This is a genomic window from Streptomyces sp. NRRL F-6492, from assembly GCF_001280125.1.
Taxonomy (GTDB): domain Bacteria; phylum Actinomycetota; class Actinomycetes; order Streptomycetales; family Streptomycetaceae; genus Streptomyces.
In genome coordinates this window covers 88,466-110,230 of sequence record NZ_LGEG01000193.1, presented here as the reverse complement: position 1 = coordinate 110,230, position 21,765 = coordinate 88,466, and the positions used below count along the sequence as shown (strand labels likewise).

Below are 21,765 nucleotides of genomic sequence, written 5' to 3'. Positions count from 1 at the left end.
TGAATCATCGTGTTCGGCCCGCACATGTGAGCTTCCTACGAGCCTTTCCCTCGTCCTTGCCCGGCTCATCGGACCGCGTTCCGCGTCCGGTCCCGCGCCTGCCGGTCGAGGGCGAGCCAAACGCGGTCGCGGGTCACCGGCAGTTCGGTGAAGCGGATGCCCGTGGCGTCGCGCAGGGCGTTGGCGAAGGCGGGGGCGACCGGGTTGAAGGGGCTCTCGCTCATCGACTTGGCGCCGAGGGGGCCGATGGCGTCGGTCGTCTCGGTGAAGTGGACCTCGGTGCGGGGCACGTCGGCGTACTGGGGAAGCCGGTAGCGGCGGAACGCGGCCGTGGTGACCTCGCCGCGCTCGTCGACGCGGACGGTCTCGAAGAGGGTGGCGCCGAGGGCCTGCGCGACCCCGCCCTCGACCTGGCCCCGGCACTGCATCGGGTTCATGACCTTGCCGGCGTCGGCCGCGTGGACGCTGCGCAGGATGCGGACCTCCCCGGAGTCCGGGTCGACGGCGATCCGGAACCACTGCGCGTTGAAGGCCACCGAGCGCGGCGAGCCGCCCCAGTGCCCGTCCGCCGCGAGCTCCTCCGCCGCCCCGAGCGCGTGCCCCGCCTCGTACAGCTCCTTGAGGGTGACTATGCGGCCGGCGCAGTCGACGGACTCGGCGCCCAGGACGCACAGGTGCCGGGCGGCCCCTGTATGACGGGCGGCGAGGGTGCGGAGGCGTTCGGCGAGGGAGGTGGCGGCGAGGAGGACGGCCTTGCCGGCGACGACGGTGCCGGCGGAGCCGAAGGCGCCGGTGTCGTGGCGGACGACGTCGGTGTCGGACTGGCGGACGGCGAGCCGGTCCTCGGTGGTGTTCAGGGCCCCGGCGGTGATCTGCTGGTGGACGGTGGTGGTGCCGTTGCCGAACTCGGCGGTGCCCACCGCGATGTCGTACGTGCCGTCCTCCAGCAGGGAGACCCGGGCGTCGGCGTAGTGCCCGCCGGGCGGGCCGGTCGCGATCATCGCCATGCCGGTCCCCTGCCCGACGAGCCAGCCCTCGGGTGCCTCCTCGGCGCTGCGGTCCCCGGCGAGGGCGTTCCGCACGACGGAGAGGCACTGGTCGAGGCCGTACGAGGCGATGTGGAGGTCCTCCTCCTCGCCGATCGGGCTGTGCATGCCCTCCCCCGGCCCGATGACGTTCTTCTCCCGGAGGACGAGCGGGTCCATGCCGAGGCGGCGGGCCAGCTCGTCCATGACGGACTCGACGGCGAAGGTGACCTGGCCGAGGCCGTAGCCGCGGAACGCGCCCGCCGGGACGACGTTGGTGTAGACGGAGTACGCGTCGACCTTCTTGTGCGGGGCCCGGTAGACGGCGAAGGACTCGCCGACGCTGTGGAACATGACGGCCGGGCCGTGGTTGCCGTACGCACCGGTGTTGGACACCACCCGCATCTGTACGGCGGTGAGGGTTCCGTCGGCGCGCGCCCCCGCCTTGATGCCGATGGTGAACGGGTGCCGGGTGGTCGCCCCGTAGAACTGCTCGGCCCGGGTGTACTCCAGCTTCACCGGTCGGCGCAGCGTGAGGGCGGCGAGGGTGACGACGTCCTCGGTCAGCATCTCCTGCTTGCCGCCGAAGCCGCCGCCGACCCGGCCCGCCACCACCCGCACCCCGTCCTCCGGCAGGCCGTAGAGCGCGCACAGGGCCCGCCGGGTCAGGAACGGGGTCTGGGTGGAGGAGCGGACGGTGAGCCGCTCGCCCGTGCCGTCCTCCTTCGGCTCGAAGTACGCGACGCAGCCGTGGGTCTCCAGGCTGGCGTGCTGCACCCGCTGGGTGCGGAAGGTCTCCTCGTACACGACGTCCGCCTCCGCGAAGCCGTCCTCGACGCAGCCGATCTCGCCGTGGACCTCGCCCGCGACGTTGTTCTCCACCCGGGCGATGCGCTCCCCCGGCCCCTTGCCCGCGTGGACGACGGGGGCGCCGGGGCGCATGGCCTCCTCCGGGTCGGTGACGTACGGCAGTTCCCCGTACGTGACCTCGATCCGGCGGCAGCCCTCCTCGGCGGCCCGCTCGCTGTCGGCGACGACGGCGGCGACCCGCTGGCCGACGTACCGGACGACGTCGTCCAGGACGCGGGTGTCGTCGGGGTCCTCGGTGGGATGCTCGTGGCGGGCGGAGGAGTAGAGCGTCTTCGGCGCGTCCTCGTGGGTGAGGACGGCGTGCACGCCGGGGACGCGCAGCGCGGCGGCGGTGTCGATCGCGACGATCCGGGCGTGCGGGTGCGGGGAGCGCAGCAGCTTCATGTGCAGCAGGCCGGGGACCTCGACGTCGAAGGTGTAGCGGGCGGTGCCGGTGACGACCCGCGGTCCGGCCGGCGCGGCGACGTTCTGTCCCACCGCCTTTCCCGCGCACGGGCGTTCGGTGTGCTTCACGCCCCGTACGGCGTCCTCGATCGCCCGGTAGCCGGTGCAGCGGCAGATGTTGCCCTTGAAGGCGCGGGGCAGGTCGTCGAGCTTGCCGTCGTCGTGCGGGGTGCCGCGCTCGGCCTCCAGGGCGGCGGTCGTCATGAGGAAGCCGGCCGTGCAGAAGCCGCACTGGTAGCCCTGCGCGTCCAGGAACCTCTGTTGGACGGGGTGGAGTCCGCCCTCCGGGGAGGCGAGCCCCTCCACGGTCGTCACCGCGCGCCCTTCGGCCCGTACGGCCGGGTAGAGGCAGCTGTGCACCGGTTCCCCGTCGACGTGGACGGTGCACGCGCCGCAGTCGCCCGCGTCGCACCCCTTCTTCACCCCGAACCGGCCCCGCTCGCGCAGATAGGTCCGCAGGCACTGGCCGGCGCGCGGCTCGTCGCCGAACGGCCTTCCGTCGACATGGACTTCGAAGCTCATCGGGCGTCCTCCTCCGGTGCGGTCAGCTCGCGGCGGACCTCCTCCGCGAGGCGCAGGCCCATGTGCCGTCGCCATTCGGGCAGTCCGTGGATGTCGTCGAACCAGTCCTCGTCCCGTACGGCGGTGTCGATCGCGGCCCGGAGCTCCTCGCGCGGGGGCGGGAGCGGGAACCAGAACCGGAACGGGCGGGTGGTGGCGGCGGTCACCGTCACCGCCAGCGAGCCGTCCACCGGGTCGAGCGCCCCGACGACCAGCGCCCCGGACCGGCCGAGCCCGTACAGCGAGGCCTGGCGGAAGGCCGTACGGCACCCCAGTGCCCGCCCCGGCAGCGTCACCGAGCGCAGCAGCTCGCCCTCCGCGAGGTCCTTCACGCCCGCGCCCCGGATGAATTCGGCCACCTTCACCTCGCGCGTGGAGCCGTCCTGGGCCAGCAGGAGGCAGCTGCCGTCGAGGGCGGCGGTGAGCGAGATCATCGGTCCGGCCGGGAGGCCGTTGCACAGGTTTCCGCCGACGGTGGCCATGTTCCAGACCTTGAACGAGGCGAGGAAGGCCCGGCAGCACTGCTCGAACAGCGGGGCCGCGGGCGCGTCCAGGAAACGCCGGCCGTAGCGGGACAGTCGGGTGATCGTGCAGGTCGCCGCGACCTCCAGCGAACCGTCCGGGTGGCGCGTGAGCGGCTCCCAGCCCATCCGGCTCAGATCGACCAGCCGCCGCAGGTGCGGCTGGGGCTCGGAGAACAGATAGGTCCCGCCTCCCAGCCAGGCGTCCCCCGGGCGCCAGGGCTCGCGCAGGCGCGCGTCCCTCACGTCCGTGACCGTGTTCAGATCCATCCCGTACCCGCCTTCCGACCGGTGTCCTCCGACCGCTTGCCTCAGGCCAGTGAAGCCCGGCGGGGGCGTGCGGCACGACTGGACGCGCACCCGGAAATCAACGCTCTCCCGGCCCCCGGCCCTGGACGATCGACCAGGAGCCGTTCCCGGCCCGCAGCCGGGCATCTACGATGCATCGACCCGCATTCGCCTCGTGAATGTGAGGGCGGGCCCGTCCCGCGACCGCGCAAGGAGCTCCGTTATGCACGTCGACCACCTCCTCCGACTCGACCGTCTGGACCTCTCCCTCGTCTGGGGCGACGAGGCGCTGCTCGGCCAGGAGATCGCCGGGGTGACCGCGACCGACCTGGAGGACCCGGAGCGCTTCCTCCAGCCGGGCGAGGTCGTGCTGAGCGGGCTCGTGTGGTGGAGCCGGGACGGCGCGCCGGCCAAGACGGACCGCTTCGTGTCGGCCCTGCGCCGCGCGGGGGCCGTCGCGCTGCTCGCGGGCGAGGAGACCCACGGGCACGTGCCGCGCGAACTCGTCGACGCCTGCCGGAGGCACCGCGTCGCCCTCGTCGCCGTGCCGCCGCACACCAGCTTCCGGGCCGTCACCGAAGCCGTCTACCTGCGCCAGTGGGGCGAGCTCAGCCGGCACCCCGCCGACGACCACCGCGCCCTGCCGGAGAACGTCCGCCTGGACCTCGACCGCGCCCTGGAGGGCGGCGCGACGACCGGCGAGCTGCTCGACCGGGCCTTCGCCCACCTCGGCACGCCCGCCTGCCACCTGCTCACCCCCGGCGGCCGGACCGTGGCCCGCACCTCCGCCGCCGCGGGCCTGCCCGCCCGGGAGGCGGCGGAGGCCCTGCGCGGCGGGCGGGGCACGACACTGCGGGTCGAGGCCGAGGGCACGGACTTCGACACCTGGTACCTGCACCTGCCGGAGGAGGGGCGGGTGCCCCCGCGGGTCCTCCAGGAGATATCCGAGCTCCTCGGCCGGCACCGGCGCCGCCGGGACCGGCACCGCGCGGCGCGCGGTGCCGCCTCCACCCGGCTCGTGGAGGCCGTCGGCGCCCTGCGCGTCGACACCGACCACCTGCGGAGCGCGCTGGCCTCCTGCGGCCTGGCGGACCGGGCCGCCTACACGGTGGTCGTCGCGGCCCTGGAGCCGGACGGGAACGCGGGCGCCGACGGCGTCGCCGCGCTCACCGAGGCGCTCGGCCACCTGCCGTCCGCCGCGTTCGCCGTCGCCCGGGGCGCCGGTGACGAGGCGACGGCCGTCCTCGCCCACGAGGGGGACGCGGCGGACGAGGTGGAGGAGGGGCTGCGCGAGGTGTGGCCGCTGATCCGGGACTGCCGGCCGGAGAGCGCCTGGCGGGTCGGCCTGAGCATGCCCGTCACCGCCCCCACGTCGCTGGACACCGCCCTCGCGCAGGCCCGTTACGCCCTCGCGGCGGCCCCCGCCCTGGCCCCGCCGGTCGCCGGGCTCCGGGATCTCGGCGGGCTGGCCCTGCTCCTCGCCGGCGTCCCCGCCGACGTACGGGAGGTCTACCGCACGACGGTCCTCGGCCCCCTCCTCGGCTCCGGGCGGAGGTCGGGCGCCATGCTCCTGGAGACCCTGGAGGCCTTCCTGGCGCACGACTGCTCCTGGACGAGGACCGCCGAGGCGCTCCACATCCACGTCAACACGGTCCACTACCGCGTCGAGCGCATCGAGGCCCTCACCGGCCGGGACCTGTCCCGGCTCGCCGACCGGGTGGACCTGCGCGCCGCGCTCCTCTGCCGCTGACCCGACGCCCGATGCCGATGCCGATGCCCGGACCCGGCACCCGGCACCCGGCACCCGGCCGGGACGATTCCGCGTGGGCGGGGCCGGGGCAGGTCAAGTCAAGTCGATGTGCACGCTGGTCGACTTCACCCGGGCGGTGACCGTGGCCCCGACGTCGAGCCCCAGCTCCTCGACGGCCTCGCGGGTCACCAGGGACACCAGCCGGTGCGGCCCCGACTGCACCTCCACCTGCGCGGCCACGTCGTCGACGCGCACGCCGGTCACGATCCCCACGAAGGAGTTCCGCACCGACGTCGGCACGTCGTCCTCCGGGACGGCGTGCAGCCCGGCCCCCCGCTCCCGGGCGAAGGCGGCCAGGGCCACGCCCTCGATCACCCGCCGGCCGGCCCCGTCGCGCTCCACGGCCAGTCTGCCCCCGTCCGCCCATCGGCGAACGGTCTCCGAACTCACTCCGAGCAGCTGCGCGGCCTGCCCAATGCTGTACGACGGCATCCCCGCACTCTAGGGGGTGTCTTGCGCGTCCCCGGTCCGCCGGACGGACGCGACCGGGGCGTCCCCCCGCGACCGGGGAGAACGACGTGCCGACGGGGTGCTCACGGCGCTCCGCCTCCCGTCGTGCGTCCGGTGTAACGCCCCGTGCGCGGGGGACGTGATCGTCCGGAAACCGGGGCTTCCTACGGTCGGTGGCTGTGGGAGGCCTCCCGTCCGGGAGGGGATGAGGAGGGGTGCCGATGGAGCCGGAGGGCGGGACTTCGCGGACGGTCTGCTCGTACTGCGGGGTCGGCTGCGGCATCGTGCTCGACGTCGCGCGCGACCCGGCGACCGGGCTGCGGCGGATCGTGAAGGCGTCCGGCGACAAGGCGCATCCGGCCAACTCCGGCCGCCTGTGCACGAAGGGGGCCACGAGCGCCGACATGATGGCGGCTCCGGGGCGGATCGGGAAGGCGCTGGTGCGGGCGGAGCGCGGGGGCGAGCCGGTCGAGACGGACGTCGACGCCGCCGTCGCCGGGGTCGCGGGACGGCTGCGCGCGATCCTGGACGAGCACGGGCCCGACGCGCTGTCCTTCTACGTCTCCGGACAGCTGTCCCTGGAGGCGCAGTACCTGGCGAACAAGCTGGCCAAGGGCTTCGTCCGCACCCACCAGATCGAGTCGAACTCGCGGCTGTGCATGGCGTCGGCCGGTTCCGGCTACAAGCTGTCGCTCGGCGCGGACGGGCCGCCCGGCTCGTACCGGGACTTCGACCACGCGGACGTGTTCCTCGTGATCGGCTCCAACATGGCGGACTGCCATCCGATCCTCTTCCTGCGGATGATGGACCGGGTGAAGTCGGCCGGGGCGAAGCTGATCGTCGTCGACCCGCGGCGCAACGCCACCGCCGACAAGGCGGACCTCTTCCTGCCGATCCGGCCGGGCACCGACCTCGCCCTGCTCAACGGGCTGCTGCACCTCCTCGTCGAGAACGGGCACGTCGACGGGGAGTTCGTCGCCGAGTTCACGGAGGGCTGGGAGGACATGCCCGCCTTCCTCGCCGACTACCCGCCCGCGAAGGTCGCCGGGATCACCGGCATCCCCGAGGCCGACATCCGGGAGGCCGCGCGGTGGATCGGCGAGGCCGGCGCTTGGACGAGCTGCTGGACCATGGGGCTCAACCAGTCGACGCACGGCACCTGGAACACCAACGCGCTCGTCAACCTGCACCTGGCCACCGGTGCCGTCTGCCGTCCGGGCGCCGGTCCCTTCTCCCTGACGGGTCAGCCCAACGCCATGGGCGGCCGGGAGATGGGCTACATGGGGCCGGGGCTGCCCGGCCAGCGGTCGGTGCTCGTGGACGCCGACCGCGCCTTCGTCGAGGAGCTGTGGAACCTCCCCGGGGGGACGCTGCGGGCCGAGGCGGGGCGCGGCACGGTGGAGATGTTCGAGCGGATGGCGGCCGGGGACATCAAGGCCTGCTGGATCATCTGCACCAACCCGGTCGCCTCGGTCGCCAACCGCAGGACCGTCATCGACGCCCTGGAGGCCGCCGAACTCGTCGTCACCCAGGACGTGTTCGCCGAGACCGAGACCAACGCGTACGCGGACGTGGTGCTGCCCGCCACGCTGTGGGCGGAGTCCGACGGCGTCATGGTCAACTCCGAGCGGAACCTCACCCTCGTCCGGGGCGTCGTCGACCCGCCCGGCCAGGCCCTCCCCGACTGGGAGCTCATCGCCCGCGTCGCCCGCGCGATGGGCTTCGCCGACGGCTTCACGTACGACTCGGCGGAGGAGGTGTTCGAGGAGCTGAAGCGGGCGTGGAACCCGCAGACCGGCTGGGACCTGCGCGGCGTGACGTACGAGAGGCTGCGCGCCGCCCCCGTCCAGTGGCCGGCCCCGACCGCCGACGGCCCCGACCGCAACCCGGTCCGGTACGTGAACGACGGCGTCAGCCAGACGCTCCTGGAGCGCGCGGACGGCACCCGGCCCCGGCTGGCCTTCCCGACGGCGAGCGGACGTGCCCGGTTCTTCGCGCGGCCCCACCTCCCGGCGGCCGAACTGCCCGACGACGCCTACCCGTTCGTCCTCAACACCGGTCGCCTCCAGCACCAGTGGCACACCCTGACCAAGACCGGCAAGGTGGCCAGGCTCGGGAAGCTGAACCCCGGTCCCTTCGTCGAGATCCACCCCGAGGACGCGGCGGCGCTGGGCGTGGCCGAGGGCGACGGCGTGGAGATCGCCTCGCGGCGCGGGCGCGCCGTCCTGCCCGCCGTGGTCACCGACCGGGTCCTGCCCGGGAACTGCTTCGCCCCGTTCCACTGGAACGACCTGTTCGGCGAGTACCTCGGCATCAACGCCGTCACCAACGACGCCGTCGACCCGATCTCCTTCCAGCCCGAGTTCAAGGTGTGCGCGGTGACCCTCGCGAAGACGGCCGCTCCCGTGCCCGCCGCCCGTGCGGAGCGGGAGCCGGGGACGGCGCCGGAACCGGGGACGGAGCCGGCCGCCGGAGCGGGGCCGGCGGCCGAGACGGGGCCGGCGGCCGAGACGGGGCCGGGGAGAGAGGTCCTGCCCGCGCTCGCCGCCCTGTTCGGCGTCGCGGACCTCGCCCCTCCCCCGTTCACCGAGCCGGAGCGCCACTACCTCGCGGGCCTCCTCTCCGGGCTCGCCGGAGCGCCCGCCGACGGCCGCGTGCCGGTCCTCCCGGCGTCCGCGCCCTTCGCGCCGGAGCGCGGCCGCTGGGTCGACGGGGTCCTGGCTGGAACGTTCTCGCGGACCGGCGCACCGGCGCCGCTCCCGCCCGGCGCGCCGGAGCGGGACGGGCCGCGGGCCGTCCCCCCGCGCCGTCTGCTGCTCCTGTGGGCCTCCCAGACCGGCACGGCCGAGGAGTTCGCCGCCGGCGCCGCCGGCCGGCTGGCCGAGGCCGGGCACGCCCCGGCCCTCCTCCCGATGGAGAGCGCCGACCTCGGCGGGATCGGCCCGGACGCGGACCTGCTGGTGGTGACCAGTACGTTCGGGGACGGCGACGCCCCGGACAACGGGACGGCCTTCTGGCGGACGCTGGCCTCCCCCGGCGCCCCCCGCCTCGACGGCGTCCGCTTCGCCGTCCTGGCCTTCGGCGACTCCGGCTACGCCGACTTCTGCGGCCACGGCCGGCGCGTCGACGAGCGCCTCGCCGAACTGGGCGCCACCCGCCTCCACCCCCGTACCGACTGCGAACCCGACCACGAGGAGAGCTCCGCGGCCTGGCTCGCGGCGCTCCTCCCGCTGCTCGCCGCCCCGGCCCCGGAGTCCGTTCCGGCCCCGGAGTCCGCCCCGGCCCCGGAGCCGGTCCTGGCGCCCGTCCCCGCCGGGCGGGGCCCCGCCTCCGGGGCGGCGCGGCCCGGAGAGTACACGAAGACCTCGCCGTTCCCCACGCTCCTCGTCGGCAACCGGCTCCTGAGCCTGCCCGGCTCGCAGAAGGAGGTGCGGCAGTTCGCCTTCGACACCCGCGACGGCGAGCTCGCGTACGAGGCGGGCGACGCGCTCGGGGTGTGGCCGGTGAACGGCGGCGGCCCGGTCGCCGAGTGGCTCGCGCTCACGGGGCTCGACCCCGACGAGCCGGTCGACGCCGGCGGCGCCGGGCCGCTCCCGCTGGCCGAGGCCCTGCGGACCCGGCTCGACGTCACGCGCGTCACCCCGGACCTGCTGAGGTTCGTGGCCGAGCGGTCCGGGAGCCACGACCTCAGGCGGCTCCTGCGCCCCGGCAACAAGGACGAGCTGGCGAAGTGGGGGTGGGGGCTCCAGCCGGCCGACGTGATCGGCGGCTTCCCCGTCCGTGCCTCCGCCGCCGAGTGGACCGGCGTGCTCAAGCGCCTCCAGCCGCGCCTGTACTCGATCTCCTCCAGCCCGCTGGCCCACCCGGGCGAGGTCCGGCTCACCGTCTCCGTCGTGCGCTACACCAACGACCGGGGCCGGGACCGCACCGGGGTGTGCTCCGCCTACCTCGCCGACCACGCCGACGACGGCCCCGTCCAGGTCTTCGTGCGGCGCTCCCCGCACTTCCGGCCGCCGTCCGACCCCGCCACACCGATGATCATGGTCGGTCCCGGGACGGGCGTGGCCCCCTTCGTCGGCTTCCTGGAGGACCGCCTGGCCCGGGGCCACACCGGCCGCAACTGGCTGTTCTTCGGCGAGCAGCGCGAGGCCACCGACTTCTACTACCACGAGGAGCTGGAGGCCCACCTCGCCTCCGGCCACCTGCACCGGCTCGACACCGCCTTCTCCCGCGACCGGCGCAACAAGGTCTACGTCCAGGACCGCATGCGCGAGCACGGCTCCGTCCTCTGGTCCTGGCTGCGGGACGGAGCCCACTTCCACGTCTGCGGCGACGCCGCCCGCATGGCCCGGGACGTCGACCGGACCCTGCGCGAACTCGTCGCCCGCCACGGCGGGATGGGCGACGAGGAGGCGGCCGCCTACGTCGAGCGGATGGCCGCGGACCGGCGGTACGTCCGCGACGTGTACTGACGCGGGGCGGGGATCAGCCCGCGGTGATCCGCAGGACGCCGGTCACCGTGCCCTGGAGGTAGGCGCCGTCCGGGGCGACGGTGCCGGCCATCTGGAGCGTGTCGTACAGGGATCCGACGCCGACCTGCTTGGAGCGGGTGACGCGGCCGGTCTCCGGGTCGATCTGGACGTAGCGGTAGGGGTCGAGGATTCCCGTTCCCCTGGTTCCGGGGATCAGCGGGTCGCGGACGACGGTGTGCAGGGTGTTCGTGGCGGTGGACAGCTTCGGGACGGCCGCCGAGCGCAGGGCGTTGTCCCAGACCGTGGCGCAGCCGGTGCCGTCGGGGCGGATGTCGACCCGGGTCAGGCCGCCGGCGAAGTCGGCCGAGGAGGGGACGGACGGGCCCGCGCCGTCCGGGAGAGCCGGGTACGGGTAGCCGTAGGTGCCGGCGACGAAGACGCTGTTGCCCGCGCCGACGGGCGAGTTCTCGCTGCCGGGGCCGCCGGAGGCCCGGAGGACGGGGACCGAGCAGATCTCCGCGCCGCCGTCGGTGCGGTACACCTTGAGGCGGACGGTGGTGTCGGCGTTGTCGACGATCGCGACGTAGTCGGTGCCGGTCTTCGGGCCGAGGAAGGTCGGGGTGGAACCGCTGCCCCAGCTCAGCAGGCCGGGCTTGCGGGCCTGGCCCCGGTCGTACGCCTGGCGCCAGGCGATCGCCGGCGTGCCGTCGGCGCCCGCGGTGAGCAGGTAGGTGGCGTGGGTGCTGGTGACGGCGGCGCCCTCGGGGGCGGTGGAGATGCTGTTGGCGACGCGCTCCCCGGCGGGCAGGCGCAGGGTGGAGACCTGTCCGGTCCGGTCGTCGGCGAGGCCGACCACGCCGTTGCCGGTGGCGAACCAGACGCGTCCCCGCCAGTCCGGCGAGAGGCCGGTGACCGCGTCGTCGGCGGGGACGGCGGAGGCGAGGGAGAGGCTCCGGTCGACGGAGAGGCGCCAGGCGCCGGAGGCGTCCTTGCGGTGGGCGACGCGCAGGAGGCTGCGGCTGCCGTCCACGACGACGAGCCGGTCCTCGTTGTCGAGGTAGGCGTAGACGCCGCCGAGGAGCGAGCCCTTGGTGAGTTGGAGGGTGGTGAGGGAGGAGCCGTCGGCCGGGTTCAGCAGGTGGACGGTCGGGACCTGGCCGAAGATCGGGGTGCACAGGACGACCGGGTAGCCGTCGGAGCCGACGAGGACGGTGGGGCAGGCGGAGGCGAGCGCCACCCGCTTCGAGGCCAGGTTCCCCGCGCCGGGGCCCGCCAGCGGGGTGGTGTCCGAGGAGCCGGTGTCCCCGTGCATGGTGGCGGTCCCGTCGGGGCCCGCGTACGGGTTGTGCGGCGGTACGGGGGTGGGGTCGGCCGCGGGCGCGGCTCCGGCGGGGACGGCGGTGGCCGCGAGGGCGAGGGCGGAGACCAGCGCGGCGACCAGGGGCCTGCGGCGGGCGCGGGGGCGCGCGGACGGGAGGGACATGAGGAGGACGGGATCCTTCCGGGACGGCGGTGGGAGGGAGGGGGCGCGCGTGCGTGCGGCCGCGCGGGAAGGCCCGTACGGGCGGGGTGGGGCGTACGGACGGGGCGCGGTGCGTACGGACGGGCGGTGCGTACGGGTGGTGCGGGGCGTACGGGTGATGCGGGGCGTACGGGTGGTGCGGGGCGTACGGGTGGTGCGGGGCGTACGGGTGGTGCGGGGCGTACGGGTGGTGCGGCGGGCACGGCCGAGTGGACCTCACCGGCCCCACCAGCCCCTCGGGCTCCTCGGTCGGGAGCTCCCGGGATCGCCGGGACGACAGGGTGGTGCGCGGTCGGGGTCGAGGTCCGGCGGACGGTGACGCGCGGGGAGCGACGGGCCACGGCCGGAAGGGGCGCCCCGGCGGCGGCCGGGATCGGTGCCACCGGCCGCGAAGAGCGGCGACCGGGGCCGGTGGAGGCGGCCGGGACCGTCACCGGCGGCCGTGGAGGACGGCGGCCGGGGTCAGCGCCCGCTACAGAGGGCGCCGGACGTGCGCGCGAGGTCGACGTGACGTCGTCGCGTGAGGGTCGTCCGGCGGCTCTTCATGTGCATGATCGAAGCAGGTGCCCGTCCGCGGGGTCAAGGCGCACCGGCCACCGTTCCACGGAGTGGGACGGCGCCATGGACGGCTCCAACGCCCTCCCCGTACAAGAGGGTTCGGGTGGGCTCACCGCCTGCCGCCGGAACCCCGCCGGTGCCGTCCGAGCCGCCGCTCCCGGGGGTCGAAGAGGTTCACCGCGAGGGCAGCCGTGACGAGCCCCGCCGCCAGGAGCAGTCCGTGCGGGACGATCCCCCCGACCACGACGGCGGCGAGGGCGAGGCCCATGGCCAGCCAGGCCCGGCCCCGCCGGTACTCGCGGGGGCGCCGGGGGCGGCCTTCGCCCGGGCCGCGGGCGAAGCGGGGGTCGTCGCGCCACAGGACGGCCTCCAGGGCGGCGTTCCTCCCCTCGTCGGAGTCGCCCATGGCGTCCTCCCTCCTCTCGGTGGCCCGGCGGGACGCAGGTCAGGCCAGGACGAAGTAGCGCAGCCAGACGTACACGCCCGCGAGGGCGGTGGTGACGACGTTGGCGGAGGAGGCGATGATCGTGGCGTTGCCGGCGAGGTCCGCGCCCAGGGCGAAGGACCACCAGAGCACGCCGGCCCGTCCGGTCCCGCCGGAGGACTCGACGATCTGGGAGACGATCGGGCTGACCGAGGCGACGAACGGGATGTTGTCGATGACGGCGGAGGGCACCACCGAGCCGAAGAGCAGGGCCATCGAGGTGCCGAACAGCTTCCCCTCGGTGGCCCGGGCCGCCGCCTCCCCGATGTCGGTGACGACCCCGGTCCGCACCATGGCGCCGACCATGACGAAGAGCCCGGCGAAGAACGCCAGCGTCTGCCACTCCACGTCGGCCACCACCTTCTCCGGCCGCAGCCGGGAGACGGCGAGCAGGATCAGCCCGCCGCTGATGGCCACCACGGAGGGCTCCAGGTGCAGGGCGGTGTGCAGGACGAAGCAGACCATCACCAGGCCGATGACGACGCCGCTGATGACGAGGAGCCGCTTGTCGGTGATCGCGTCCCGCTCGCGCATCGCCATGACCCGCTCGGCCCGTTCCGGGTCGTACGAGAACGCCTTCCGGAACATCCAGCGGGCCATCACCGCGAACACCAGGATCAGGAAGGTGGTGATGGGGGCCATGTGGAGCAGGAAGTCGTTGAAGGAGAGGCCGGCCCGCGCGCCGATCATGATGTTGGGCGGGTCGCCGATCAGGGTGGCGGCGCCCCCGATGTTGCAGGCCATGACCTCGGCGATCAGGTACGGCACGACCGGGAGGCCGAGCCTGCCGCAGACCGCGATCGTGACCGGGGCGATCAGGAGGACGGTGGTGACGTTGTCCAGCCACGCCGACAGGACGGCGGTGGTGAGGATCAGGAGCACCATGAGGCGGTACGGGCGCCCCCGCGAGCGTTTCGCGGCCCAGATGGCGACGAACTCGAACACCCCGGTGCGTTTGAGGACGGAGACGATCAGCATCATGCCGAGGAGCAGGAAGAGCACGTTCCAGTCGATGCCCGTGTGCTCGGAGAAGAAGGCGTCCTCCGGGCTGGTCGCCCCGACGAGGAGCATCACGACCGCGCCGCCGAGGGCCGCGGCGACCCGGTGGACCCACTCCGTGGCGATCAGTACGTAGACGGCCGCGAAGACCGCGACGGTCGCCCACGTGGTCACGCTCACGGCGGACCCGCCCGGCGGGGGCGGCGGCCGGGTCCGGGCGGGGTCTCCGGAGCGGCGAGGGGGCTCCGCGGTCTCCGGGGGGTACGTGTCATGGGCGCGGACTCCGTTCGTGCCATGGCCTGGAACGCCGGCGTCACCGGCCGGACCCGCACTCCGTGCGCCCCGCCTCGTGCACCGACCCGGCGACCGGGTCGCCGGGTGCTCCTCCGTCCCACCCTCCCCCGGGGCACCGTCCGCCCGCATCGGGGTCGGCACCCATTTCCGCCCGTCGCACGCCGTTCCGGCCACCGTCGACAGAAGTGTCCGGCATGCCCGTTTCAAGAGCGGTGTTCGCGGCAAGTCGCCCGGCATGATGCAGATCGGGTACACGATGATGACCGAGCAGGCCGGGCCCCGTGAGCTGGTGGGGCACGTGGTCGAGGCGGAACGCGCCGGATTCGACTTCTCCGTGATCTCGGACCACTCCTTCCCGTGGCTGGACTCCCAGGGCCACGCCCCGTACGCGTGGAGCGTCCTGGGGGCGGCGGCGCAGGCGACCTCCCGCATCCCGCTGATGACGTACGTGACCTGCCCGACCTTCCGCTACCACCCGGCGGTCGTGGCGCAGAAGGCGGCGACCGTGCAGCTGCTGTCCGAGGGCCGGTTCCGGCTCGGGCTCGGCTCGGGCGAGATCCTGAACGAGCACGTCGTCGGCGCGGGCTGGCCCTCGGCGGGCGTCCGCCTGGAGATGCTGGACGAGGCCGCCGGGATCATCCGCGACCTGTTCTCCGGCGAGTACGTGACCCACCGGGGGACCCACTTCCAGGTCGAGAACGCCAAGCTGTGGGACGTCCCCGACACTCCCCCGCCCATCGGGATCGCCGTCTCGGGCCCGCACTCGTGCAGGGTCGCCGGACGCCGGGCGGACCTGGTGATCGCCACGGAGCCGAAGGGCGAGCTGCTCGACGCCTTCGACGAGCACGGCGGCGCGGGCAAGCCGCGCGTCGGCCAGGTGCCGGTCTGCTACGACCCCGACCGGGACGCGGCGGTGGCGCGCGCCCACGACCAGTTCCGCTGGTCGCTGGGCGGCTGGGGCGTCAACTCCGAGCTTCCGCTGCCCTCCGGGTTCGCCCAGGCCACCGAGACGGTCCGCCCCGAGGACGTGGCGGAGAACATCCCGTGCGGCGACGACGTCGAGGCGTTCGTGGAGGCCGCCCGTCCGTACGCCGAGGCCGGGTTCACCGAGCTGGCCCTCGTCCAGATCGGCGGCGGGCACCAGGAGCCGTTCATCCGCTGGGCGGAGAAGGAGCTGCTGCCGGCCCTGCGCGACCTCTGACAACGGGCGGGGGCGGGACACCGTCCGTGAGCGAATGGATCTTCTCCGCGAGGGTAGCCGCCGTTCCGAACGAACTGCCCCGTCTCCGACAGGAAGGGCGATCATGCTTCTCTCCTCTCTCTCCTCGGCCGCACCGCCTTCCCTCCTGGCCGCCGAAGGTTCCTCCTCGCTCCTGCTGATCGTGGTCGGCGTGCTGGTGGCCGCCCTGCTGCTCGGCGGGTTCTGGTGGGGCTCCCGGCGGGTGGCCCGGCGGAGGGAGGCCCCCGGCGCGACGCAGCCCCCGGCCGCGGAGGCGCGGCGGGACTCCTGGCAGTCGCCGGAGGACTCCGAGCGGGGACGGGACCGCTGAGGAGCGGGGCCATGAGGATTCCGTCGAGGAGTTCCGCGCGGGCCTCCGCGCCGGCGGGCCGCCCGTCCCGGGCCTTTGCCGCCCCGACCCGGTCGGGAGGCCGATCGCTGTGACCCAGGTGACCCCTCCCCTCGGCGAGGACCTCGCCGCGCCGCTCGGGGACGTACGGGCGGACACGCCGCGCGTCTACCGGCTGCCCGGGGTGTACGCGCCCCAGGGCGACACCGCGCTGCTGCTCGCGCGGCTGGCCCGCGAGGAGCTGCCGCGCGGCGCGCGGTCGCTCGACCTGTGCACCGGGACCGGCGTCGTCGCCGTCGCCTCCGCCCTGCGCGGGACCCGGGCGACCGCCGTGGACATCTCGCGCGCCGCCGTCGCCACGGCCCGGCTCAACGCGCTCCGGCACCGCTGCCGGGTGCGGCTGCTCCGGGGCGACCTGGAGGCGCCGGTGGCGCACGAGCGCTTCGACCTGGTCACGGTGAACCCGCCGTACGTGCCCTGCGAGGACCCGGAGCTGCCCGCGCGCGGCCCCCGGCGCGCCTGGGACGCGGGGACGGACGGGCGGCTGCTCCTCGACCGCGTCTGCGCCCGGGTGCCCGAGCTGCTCACCCCCTCCGGGACCCTGCTCGTCGTCCAGTCGTCGCTCTCCGGCGTCACCGCCACCCTGGACGGGCTGCGCCGGGCCGGGCTGCGCGCCCGGGTGACCGACCGCCGCGCCCAGCCCTACGGGCCGGTCATGTCCGCCCGCGGCGACTGGTTCGCCGCCCGGGGCCTCGTACCGGCGGGGACGCGCGCGGAGGACCTCGTCGTGATCCGCGCGTCCCGCGCGTGACCCTCCGGCCCCTCCCCGCCGCACCGCCCGCGCATGGGCGGGGCCCGGCGGGGCAGCCGCGCAGAAGAAGAACCGAGATACCCGACGGGTGGTGTGCGATGTCCCCTTCCCCTTCCCCGGACGTACGGCCCGAGGCCGTGCCGCCGGCACGGGCGGAGGGTCCCGCGCGGGGCGCGCCGACCCTGGTCCGGCCCCTGGACGACGGGCCGATGCTCGTCGAGGGGCCGGTGGACGTCGTCATGCCCGACGGATCGGTGCGGCACTGCGAGCGGCCGACGGTCGCCCTGTGCATGTGCCGGCGGAGCAGGCGGGCCCCGTTCTGCGACACCAGCCACCGCCACCGGCAGCGGCGCGACCGCCCGGCGGCCGACTCCCCGGAGGACCCGACCCCATGACCACCGCCCCGCAGACCGTCCGTACGGCCTCCGGCGCGCCCGCGGTCCCCGAGGCCCGCGGCGAGGTGTCGCGGGCGGTCCGGCGGCGGCTGCTCGGCGACCCCGGTGCGCTGCCCGACGGCCCGGAGATCGCGCGTTGCGACCCGTACGGCGACGACCTCCAGCTCGCCCTGCACCTCTGCTACGCCCTGCACTACCGGGGTTACGACGGGGTCCCCGAGACCCTCGAATGGGACCCGCACCTGCTCGGGACCCGCGCCCTCCTGGAGCACCGCTTCGAGAGCGCGCTGCGCCACGACTGCCGGCACCACGGGGACGTGGACGAGGAGCTGGGCGCCCTCCTCGTGGAGCCCGCCGAGCCCACCGGCGTCTCCGCGTTCCTCGCCTCGCGGGGAGAGCGGTGGCAGGTGCGGGAGTACGCGGCGCTCCGCTCCGTGTCGCAGCTCCGGGAGGCCGATCCGTACCTCTGGGTGATCCCCCGGCTGCGCGGCCGCGCCAAGGCGGCGATGGTCGCGATCGAGTACGACGAGTTCGGCTGCGGGCGGGCCGAGCGCATGCACGAGCGGCTCTACGCCGAGCTGATGACGGACCTGGGACTCGACCCGGAGTACGGGCGGTACGTGGACGCGGTGGGGGCCGAGACGCTGGCGGCCGTGAACCTGGCGACCCTGCTCGCCCTCCACCGGCGGCTGCGCGGCGCGCTCGTGGGGCACTTCGCCACCGTCGAGGTGACCTCGCCGCCGGCCGCCGCCCGGCTCGTCGCGGCGATGCGGCGGACGGGCGCGGGTCCCGCGGCGGAGCGGTACTACGACGAGCACGTGGAGGCCGACGCCGTCCACGAGCAGCTGGTGCGCCGGGAGGCGGTGGGCGGCCTCCTGGAGGACGAGCCGGACCTCGCGCCCGACGTCGCCCTCGGCGTCGCGGCGACCGTGTTCCTGGAGGACCGGCTCGGCGCCCACGTGCTGGAGTCCTGGACGGACGGCCGGAGCGCGCTCCGCACGCCGCTCGGTCCCGTGGACGGCGTGCGGTAGGGCCCGCGTCCCGCGGTCGTCGCGGGCGTCGCGGCCGTCGCGGGCGTCGCGGGCGGAGCCTCAGGCGCCGGACGCGGGCAGGTCGCGCCGGGGGCCCAGTCCTGGCAGGTCGAGGTGGAGGTCGCGCCCGCGTCCGGACACGGTTCCGCTGTGGACGAGGTCGGCCGGGGCGACCTCCGGGTTCCGCAGTTCCGCAGTTCCGCAGTTCCGCAGTTCCGCGACGAGCATGCGGGCGGCCGTTCTGGAGGACGCGGCGTCCTCCGCGGAGTCGGGGTCGGTGTCGGTGGGCACGAGTCCGAGGTCCACCAGGCGGCGCGGACCACGTCGGCGGCGGCCCGGACGTCCTCCGGAGGCAGGTCGACGACGTGCACGCGCAGCTCGCGGATCCGCTCGGGCTCCGCCGGGTCGGAGACCACGGTGCCGTGGCCGCCCCAGGGCCCCTTCCGGGGAAGGAAGCGGCGCCGGACCTGGCCGGCGACCTCGTGGGGCCCGCCGAGTTCCCAGCCCAGCGCCGAGACGGCGTGCTGGAACTCCGGCAGGCTCCACCCGCCCCACCGCAGCGGGACGACCTCTCGCACCAGCTCGCGGAAGAGGTCGGCGTCGGGCCAACTCCCGCGCGGAATCGTGTGGTCCACCCGGCCGACGGTAACAACCCTCCCCCGGGGCGCGGAAGGGCGGTGCCGCCCTCCTCAGCCGAGGGCCCCGGCCGGGGCCCGGTTCCAGCGCATCCGGGACCACGGCAGGGCCAGGCCGGTCCGGTCGGTCACCTCGCGCGGGGCGAGGTCCTCGATCCGGGCGGCCTCGCGGTGGCGGGCGTGGACGGTGTCGACGTAGCGGTGCCCGGTGTCGGCGGCGACGAAGAGGACCGTACGGCCGGGGGCGCGGTCGCGTTCGTGGCGGGCCGCGAGGTAGCCGGCGCCGGTGGACAGGCCCGCGAAGACGGCGTGCCGCCGCAGCAGGTCGACGCTGCCGGCGAGGGCGGCGTCGAAGGAGATCCAGTGCAGGGTGTCGTACAGCTCGTGGGAGACGTTCCCGAAGGGGATGGAGCTGCCGATGCCGGCGATGATGATCTCGGGGTCGGAGACGTGCGCGGAGCCGAAGGTGACGCTGCCGTACGGCTGGACGCCGACGAGTTCGACGTCGGCGCCGCCTCCGGGGGCCTCGCGCAGGTAGCGGGCGAGGGCGCCCGTGGAGGCGCCCGAGCCGACCCCGCCGACGACGGTGAGCCGCTCCGTGCCGACCGCCTCGCGGATCCGGTCGGCGACGCTCCGGTAGCCGAGGTAGTGGACGTCGTCGTGGTACTGCCGCATCCAGTGGTACTCGGGGTGGGCGGCGAGGATCTCGTGGATCCGCTCCACCCGCCGCTTCTGGTCGAGCTTCAGGTCGTCGCAGGGCTCCATCCGCTCCAGGGTCGCCCCGAGCACCGCGAGCTGGACGGCCAGGGCGTGGTCGACCGTGGTCGAGCCGACGATGTGGCAGCGCATGCCGTAGCGGTGGCAGGCCAGGGCGAGGGCGTACGCGTAGATGCCGCTGGAGCTGTCGAGGAGGGTGTCCCCGGGGCGCACCGCCCGGGTGTCGAGCAGGTGGCGCACGGCGGCGAGGGCGGACACCGCCTTCATCGTCTCAAAGCGCAGACAGACGAGCCGGTCGTCGAGCCGTATGAGGTCCGGTCGGCCGATCGACTCCGCGACGTGCTGGTCCATGCGGGGGCTCCTCGCTGGTCGTGAAGGTCCGGGTGGTGGGGATGCCGTGGGCGTCCAGGGCGCGCAGACAGGCGTCCACGCGGCGGCGGAGGTCCGGGGCGGCGGGGTCGAAGAGGACGCCCGCCACGGCCCCGCTGTGCGCGATCTGCACCCCGACCGCTCCGGTCCGCCGGGCGACGCCGGTCAGGTCGTCGAACTCGGGGTGGCCGAGGGCGCGTTGGCCCCGGCGGGCGCTGGCGGTGGCGACCGCGCCCAGCAGCCGCGCGTCCCCGGTGGCGACCGCCCGGCGCAGCAGCGCCCGCAGCCGCTCCCCGGCCCGTACCTCCGTGTCGTCGGCGTCGGCGGGGTCGCGCACGGGCAGGGACAGGGTGTCCACGGGCGCGCCCCCGCCGAGGGCGCAGCCGACGACCGTCAGCGGGGGCAGGGCGGGGCCGAGGGCCTCCAGGACCCGGCCCTCGCGCTGGGCGAAGAGGACCGGGCGGCCGTCGAGCATCAGCGGGTCGGACGCGGTCTCGGCGCGCACGGCGAGACGGGCGGTGGTGGCGGGGTCGAGCCGCAGTCCGTACGCGTCCGCGACGGCGCGCAGGGTGGCGATGACGTCGCTGGTGGAGCTGCCCATGCCCAGGCCGACCGGGAGGTCGCCGGTGAGCCGCACCTCTCCCCCGCAGGCGGGCCGGCCGGTGCGCCGCGCGCACTCCGCCACCGCGAGGACGGCGGCCCCGGCCGCCTTCGTGCGCCCGGCGGGGACGACGGCGACCGCCTCGGGCGGGGTGCCGGGCCGGGGGACGAACACGGCGCCGCTGCCCGGGCCGGGCAGGGGCAGGGTGACCAGGCCGGCGCACCGGCGTCCGGAGGCGTCGAGGAAGACGCCCTGGAGGATTTCGCCGTGGTGGCAGGGGGCGGATCCGGTGCCGGTGCGGGGGTGGACGGTCTCCGGGTGGGCGGTGTCCCGATGGGCGGTCCTCGGGTGGACCGTCTCCGGGCGGGCGGCCTCCGGGCGGGTCGTGGGGGTCACGCGCCGCCCGCCGTCCGGTAGCGGTACAGGACCGTCTCCTCGGCGCTGAACTGGGAGAAGGGAAACGGTTCCGCGGAGAGGGCGGTGACGCCCGAGCCGAGGAAGGCGCGGGCGACGGCGCTGCCGGACTGCGCGTAGACGACGAGCGGGACGCCCCGGGTGCGACAGCGCTCCAGGATGGTGTCGAACGAGCCGTTGCCGAGGGTCATGCCGGTCGCGACGACGGCCTCCGCGCGGTCGAGGACCTCGTGCATGTCGGTGGTGACGGGGTCGCCCCACTGGGTGGCCTTCAGGTTGAAGTCGCAGGGCAGCGGGGTGCCGCCGCGCTCGCGGATGGCCGCGACCAGGGGGTTGACGACGCCGATGAGGCCGACCTCGGCGCCCGGCGCGATGTCGAGCAGCCCCGCGACGGCCGCGTCGCGGGCCCTCGCCCGGACCTCGGGGGTGCCGGCGGAGAGGACGACGGGCTCGGCGTCGCCCGCCGCGCCGGCCGCGCGGTGGGGACGGGCCTCGGAGAGGTAGGCGTCCAGGGCTGCGGTCCGCAGCGGGCGGGGGGCCTCGCGCAGCAGGGTGTCGAGCGGGGTGCCGGAAGCCTCCCGGCAGATCGCGGGGTCGATGTCGCCCGCCTCGAAGGCGCAGCCGCCGAAGGAGCCGCCGAGGCGGACGAGCACGTACTGGTTGAGATAGGTGGTGTCGCCGCCGGCCAGGCGGGTGCCGTGGTGGATCCAGAAGACGCTGGTCGCGACGGTCTCGGCGGGCGGCGGGCCGTGGACGCCGGCGAGGACCTCCTCGACGAGGGCGTCGACGGTCGGTGCGGAGGTGAGGGGCGTGGTGGGAGCGACGGAAGGGGTTCGTGTCTCGGTCATGGGTTTCCTTCGTGGGAAGAGGGGTGGATTTCTTGCGGGGTGGATTTCTTGCGGGGTGGGCTTCTTACGGGAGGGGCT

Annotated in this window: 18 protein-coding genes; 7 read left to right on the top strand and 11 right to left on the bottom strand. The window is 75.1% G+C overall.

The features are described 5' to 3' along the window. Positions 1–65: 65 nt before the first annotated feature. Complete coding sequence (locus ADL08_RS15025; protein WP_053643025.1) at positions 66–2,861, bottom strand: molybdopterin-dependent oxidoreductase; 2,796 nt, start codon at positions 2,859–2,861, stop codon at positions 66–68. After that, positions 2,858–3,691: an FAD binding domain-containing protein gene (locus ADL08_RS15020; RefSeq protein ID WP_053643024.1), complete on the bottom strand. Its 834-nt coding sequence runs from the start codon at positions 3,689–3,691 to the stop codon at positions 2,858–2,860. Before ADL08_RS15020 ends, ADL08_RS15025 begins: the two co-directional genes overlap by 4 nt. A 241-nt stretch (positions 3,692–3,932) precedes the next feature. On the opposite strand from ADL08_RS15020, the gene ADL08_RS15015 reads away from it, so the two are divergent. Beyond that, complete coding sequence (locus ADL08_RS15015; protein WP_053643022.1) at positions 3,933–5,459, top strand: PucR family transcriptional regulator; 1,527 nt, start codon at positions 3,933–3,935, stop codon at positions 5,457–5,459. 93 nt (positions 5,460–5,552) lie between these two features. Here ADL08_RS15015 and ADL08_RS15010 read toward each other — a convergent pair whose 3' ends face one another. After that, positions 5,553–5,951, bottom strand: coding sequence for a TOBE domain-containing protein (locus tag ADL08_RS15010; RefSeq protein WP_053643021.1), 399 nt, complete (start codon positions 5,949–5,951; stop codon positions 5,553–5,555). Between the two features lie 239 nt (positions 5,952–6,190). Here ADL08_RS15010 and ADL08_RS15005 point away from each other — a divergent pair, with 239 nt between their 5' ends. After that, complete coding sequence (locus ADL08_RS15005) at positions 6,191–10,441, top strand: bifunctional nitrate reductase/sulfite reductase flavoprotein subunit alpha (protein WP_053643020.1); 4,251 nt, start codon at positions 6,191–6,193, stop codon at positions 10,439–10,441. A 13-nt stretch (positions 10,442–10,454) separates the two neighbouring features. On the opposite strand, the gene ADL08_RS15000 is transcribed toward ADL08_RS15005, so the two are convergent. The 4 genes from ADL08_RS15000 to ADL08_RS14990 all read right to left on the bottom strand — a co-directional run bounded on the left by ADL08_RS15000 (position 10,455) and on the right by ADL08_RS14990 (position 14,184). Next, positions 10,455–11,924 (bottom strand): hypothetical protein, encoded by a 1,470-nt coding sequence (locus ADL08_RS15000; RefSeq protein WP_053643019.1) that lies wholly within the window; start codon positions 11,922–11,924, stop codon positions 10,455–10,457. A gap of 501 nt (positions 11,925–12,425) precedes the next feature. Further along, a complete protein-coding gene (locus tag ADL08_RS39195; protein ID WP_365540730.1) occupies positions 12,426–12,509 on the bottom strand; it encodes a putative leader peptide in 84 nt (27 codons plus the stop codon). 121 nt (positions 12,510–12,630) lie between these two features. Next, complete coding sequence (locus ADL08_RS14995) at positions 12,631–12,927, bottom strand: DUF3040 domain-containing protein (protein ID WP_053643018.1); 297 nt, start codon at positions 12,925–12,927, stop codon at positions 12,631–12,633. A gap of 39 nt (positions 12,928–12,966) precedes the next feature. Next, a complete protein-coding gene (locus ADL08_RS14990) occupies positions 12,967–14,184 on the bottom strand; it encodes an SLC13 family permease (protein WP_053643016.1) in 1,218 nt (405 codons plus the stop codon). A 349-nt stretch (positions 14,185–14,533) separates the two neighbouring features. Between ADL08_RS14990 and ADL08_RS14985 the strand changes: the two genes are divergently transcribed. From ADL08_RS14985 to ADL08_RS14965, 5 genes are all read left to right on the top strand, one after another. Continuing rightward, the gene (locus tag ADL08_RS14985) at positions 14,534–15,499 is read left to right on the top strand and encodes an LLM class F420-dependent oxidoreductase (RefSeq protein WP_053643014.1); all 966 of its coding nucleotides are present in this window, start codon (positions 14,534–14,536) and stop codon (positions 15,497–15,499) included. Between the two features lie 103 nt (positions 15,500–15,602). Continuing rightward, entirely contained in the window at positions 15,603–15,848 is a 246-nt protein-coding gene (locus ADL08_RS14980) for a DUF6479 family protein (protein WP_053643012.1), read from the top strand. Positions 15,849–16,041: 193 nt separating this feature from the next. Then, on the top strand, positions 16,042–16,677 hold the full coding sequence (locus ADL08_RS14975) for a HemK2/MTQ2 family protein methyltransferase (RefSeq protein ID WP_053643066.1): 636 nt from the start codon (positions 16,042–16,044) through the stop codon (positions 16,675–16,677). A gap of 98 nt (positions 16,678–16,775) precedes the next feature. Further along, entirely contained in the window at positions 16,776–17,072 is a 297-nt protein-coding gene (locus ADL08_RS39005; RefSeq protein ID WP_078968341.1) for a CDGSH iron-sulfur domain-containing protein, read from the top strand. Continuing rightward, positions 17,069–18,103 (top strand): iron-containing redox enzyme family protein, encoded by a 1,035-nt coding sequence (locus ADL08_RS14965; protein ID WP_053643010.1) that lies wholly within the window; start codon positions 17,069–17,071, stop codon positions 18,101–18,103. The genes ADL08_RS39005 and ADL08_RS14965 overlap by 4 nt, the downstream gene beginning before the upstream one ends. A 60-nt stretch (positions 18,104–18,163) precedes the next feature. On the opposite strand, the gene ADL08_RS14960 is transcribed toward ADL08_RS14965, so the two are convergent. The 4 genes from ADL08_RS14960 to ADL08_RS14945 form a co-directional block, all read right to left on the bottom strand. Beyond that, complete coding sequence (locus tag ADL08_RS14960; RefSeq protein ID WP_159043109.1) at positions 18,164–18,394, bottom strand: hypothetical protein; 231 nt, start codon at positions 18,392–18,394, stop codon at positions 18,164–18,166. 398 nt (positions 18,395–18,792) lie between these two features. Next, the gene (locus tag ADL08_RS14955) at positions 18,793–19,806 is read right to left on the bottom strand and encodes a pyridoxal-phosphate dependent enzyme (RefSeq protein ID WP_053643005.1); all 1,014 of its coding nucleotides are present in this window, start codon (positions 19,804–19,806) and stop codon (positions 18,793–18,795) included. After that, positions 19,727–20,821, bottom strand: coding sequence for a GHMP kinase (locus ADL08_RS14950; RefSeq protein WP_078968340.1), 1,095 nt, complete (start codon positions 20,819–20,821; stop codon positions 19,727–19,729). The genes ADL08_RS14955 and ADL08_RS14950 overlap by 80 nt, the downstream gene beginning before the upstream one ends. Further along, complete coding sequence (locus ADL08_RS14945) at positions 20,818–21,687, bottom strand: Rossmann-like domain-containing protein (RefSeq protein ID WP_053643003.1); 870 nt, start codon at positions 21,685–21,687, stop codon at positions 20,818–20,820. The genes ADL08_RS14950 and ADL08_RS14945 overlap by 4 nt, the downstream gene beginning before the upstream one ends. Positions 21,688–21,765: the final 78 nt, after the last annotated feature.

Coding starts and splice junctions, on each gene's coding strand:
- ADL08_RS15010 (WP_053643021.1), bottom strand. CDS start 5,951: ATGCCGTCGTACAGCATTGGGCAGGCCGCGCAGCTGCTCGGAGTGAGT.
- ADL08_RS14955 (WP_053643005.1), bottom strand. CDS start 19,806: ATGGACCAGCACGTCGCGGAGTCGATCGGCCGACCGGACCTCATACGG.
- ADL08_RS15005 (WP_053643020.1), top strand. CDS start 6,191: ATGGAGCCGGAGGGCGGGACTTCGCGGACGGTCTGCTCGTACTGCGGG.
- ADL08_RS14995 (WP_053643018.1), bottom strand. CDS start 12,927: ATGGGCGACTCCGACGAGGGGAGGAACGCCGCCCTGGAGGCCGTCCTG.
- ADL08_RS14980 (WP_053643012.1), top strand. CDS start 15,603: ATGCTTCTCTCCTCTCTCTCCTCGGCCGCACCGCCTTCCCTCCTGGCC.
- ADL08_RS14985 (WP_053643014.1), top strand. CDS start 14,534: ATGATGCAGATCGGGTACACGATGATGACCGAGCAGGCCGGGCCCCGT.
- ADL08_RS39005 (WP_078968341.1), top strand. CDS start 16,776: ATGTCCCCTTCCCCTTCCCCGGACGTACGGCCCGAGGCCGTGCCGCCG.
- ADL08_RS15000 (WP_053643019.1), bottom strand. CDS start 11,924: ATGTCCCTCCCGTCCGCGCGCCCCCGCGCCCGCCGCAGGCCCCTGGTC.
- ADL08_RS39195 (WP_365540730.1), bottom strand. CDS start 12,509: ATGAAGAGCCGCCGGACGACCCTCACGCGACGACGTCACGTCGACCTC.
- ADL08_RS15020 (WP_053643024.1), bottom strand. CDS start 3,691: ATGGATCTGAACACGGTCACGGACGTGAGGGACGCGCGCCTGCGCGAG.
- ADL08_RS15015 (WP_053643022.1), top strand. CDS start 3,933: ATGCACGTCGACCACCTCCTCCGACTCGACCGTCTGGACCTCTCCCTC.
- ADL08_RS15025 (WP_053643025.1), bottom strand. CDS start 2,861: ATGAGCTTCGAAGTCCATGTCGACGGAAGGCCGTTCGGCGACGAGCCG.
- ADL08_RS14945 (WP_053643003.1), bottom strand. CDS start 21,687: ATGACCGAGACACGAACCCCTTCCGTCGCTCCCACCACGCCCCTCACC.
- ADL08_RS14965 (WP_053643010.1), top strand. CDS start 17,069: ATGACCACCGCCCCGCAGACCGTCCGTACGGCCTCCGGCGCGCCCGCG.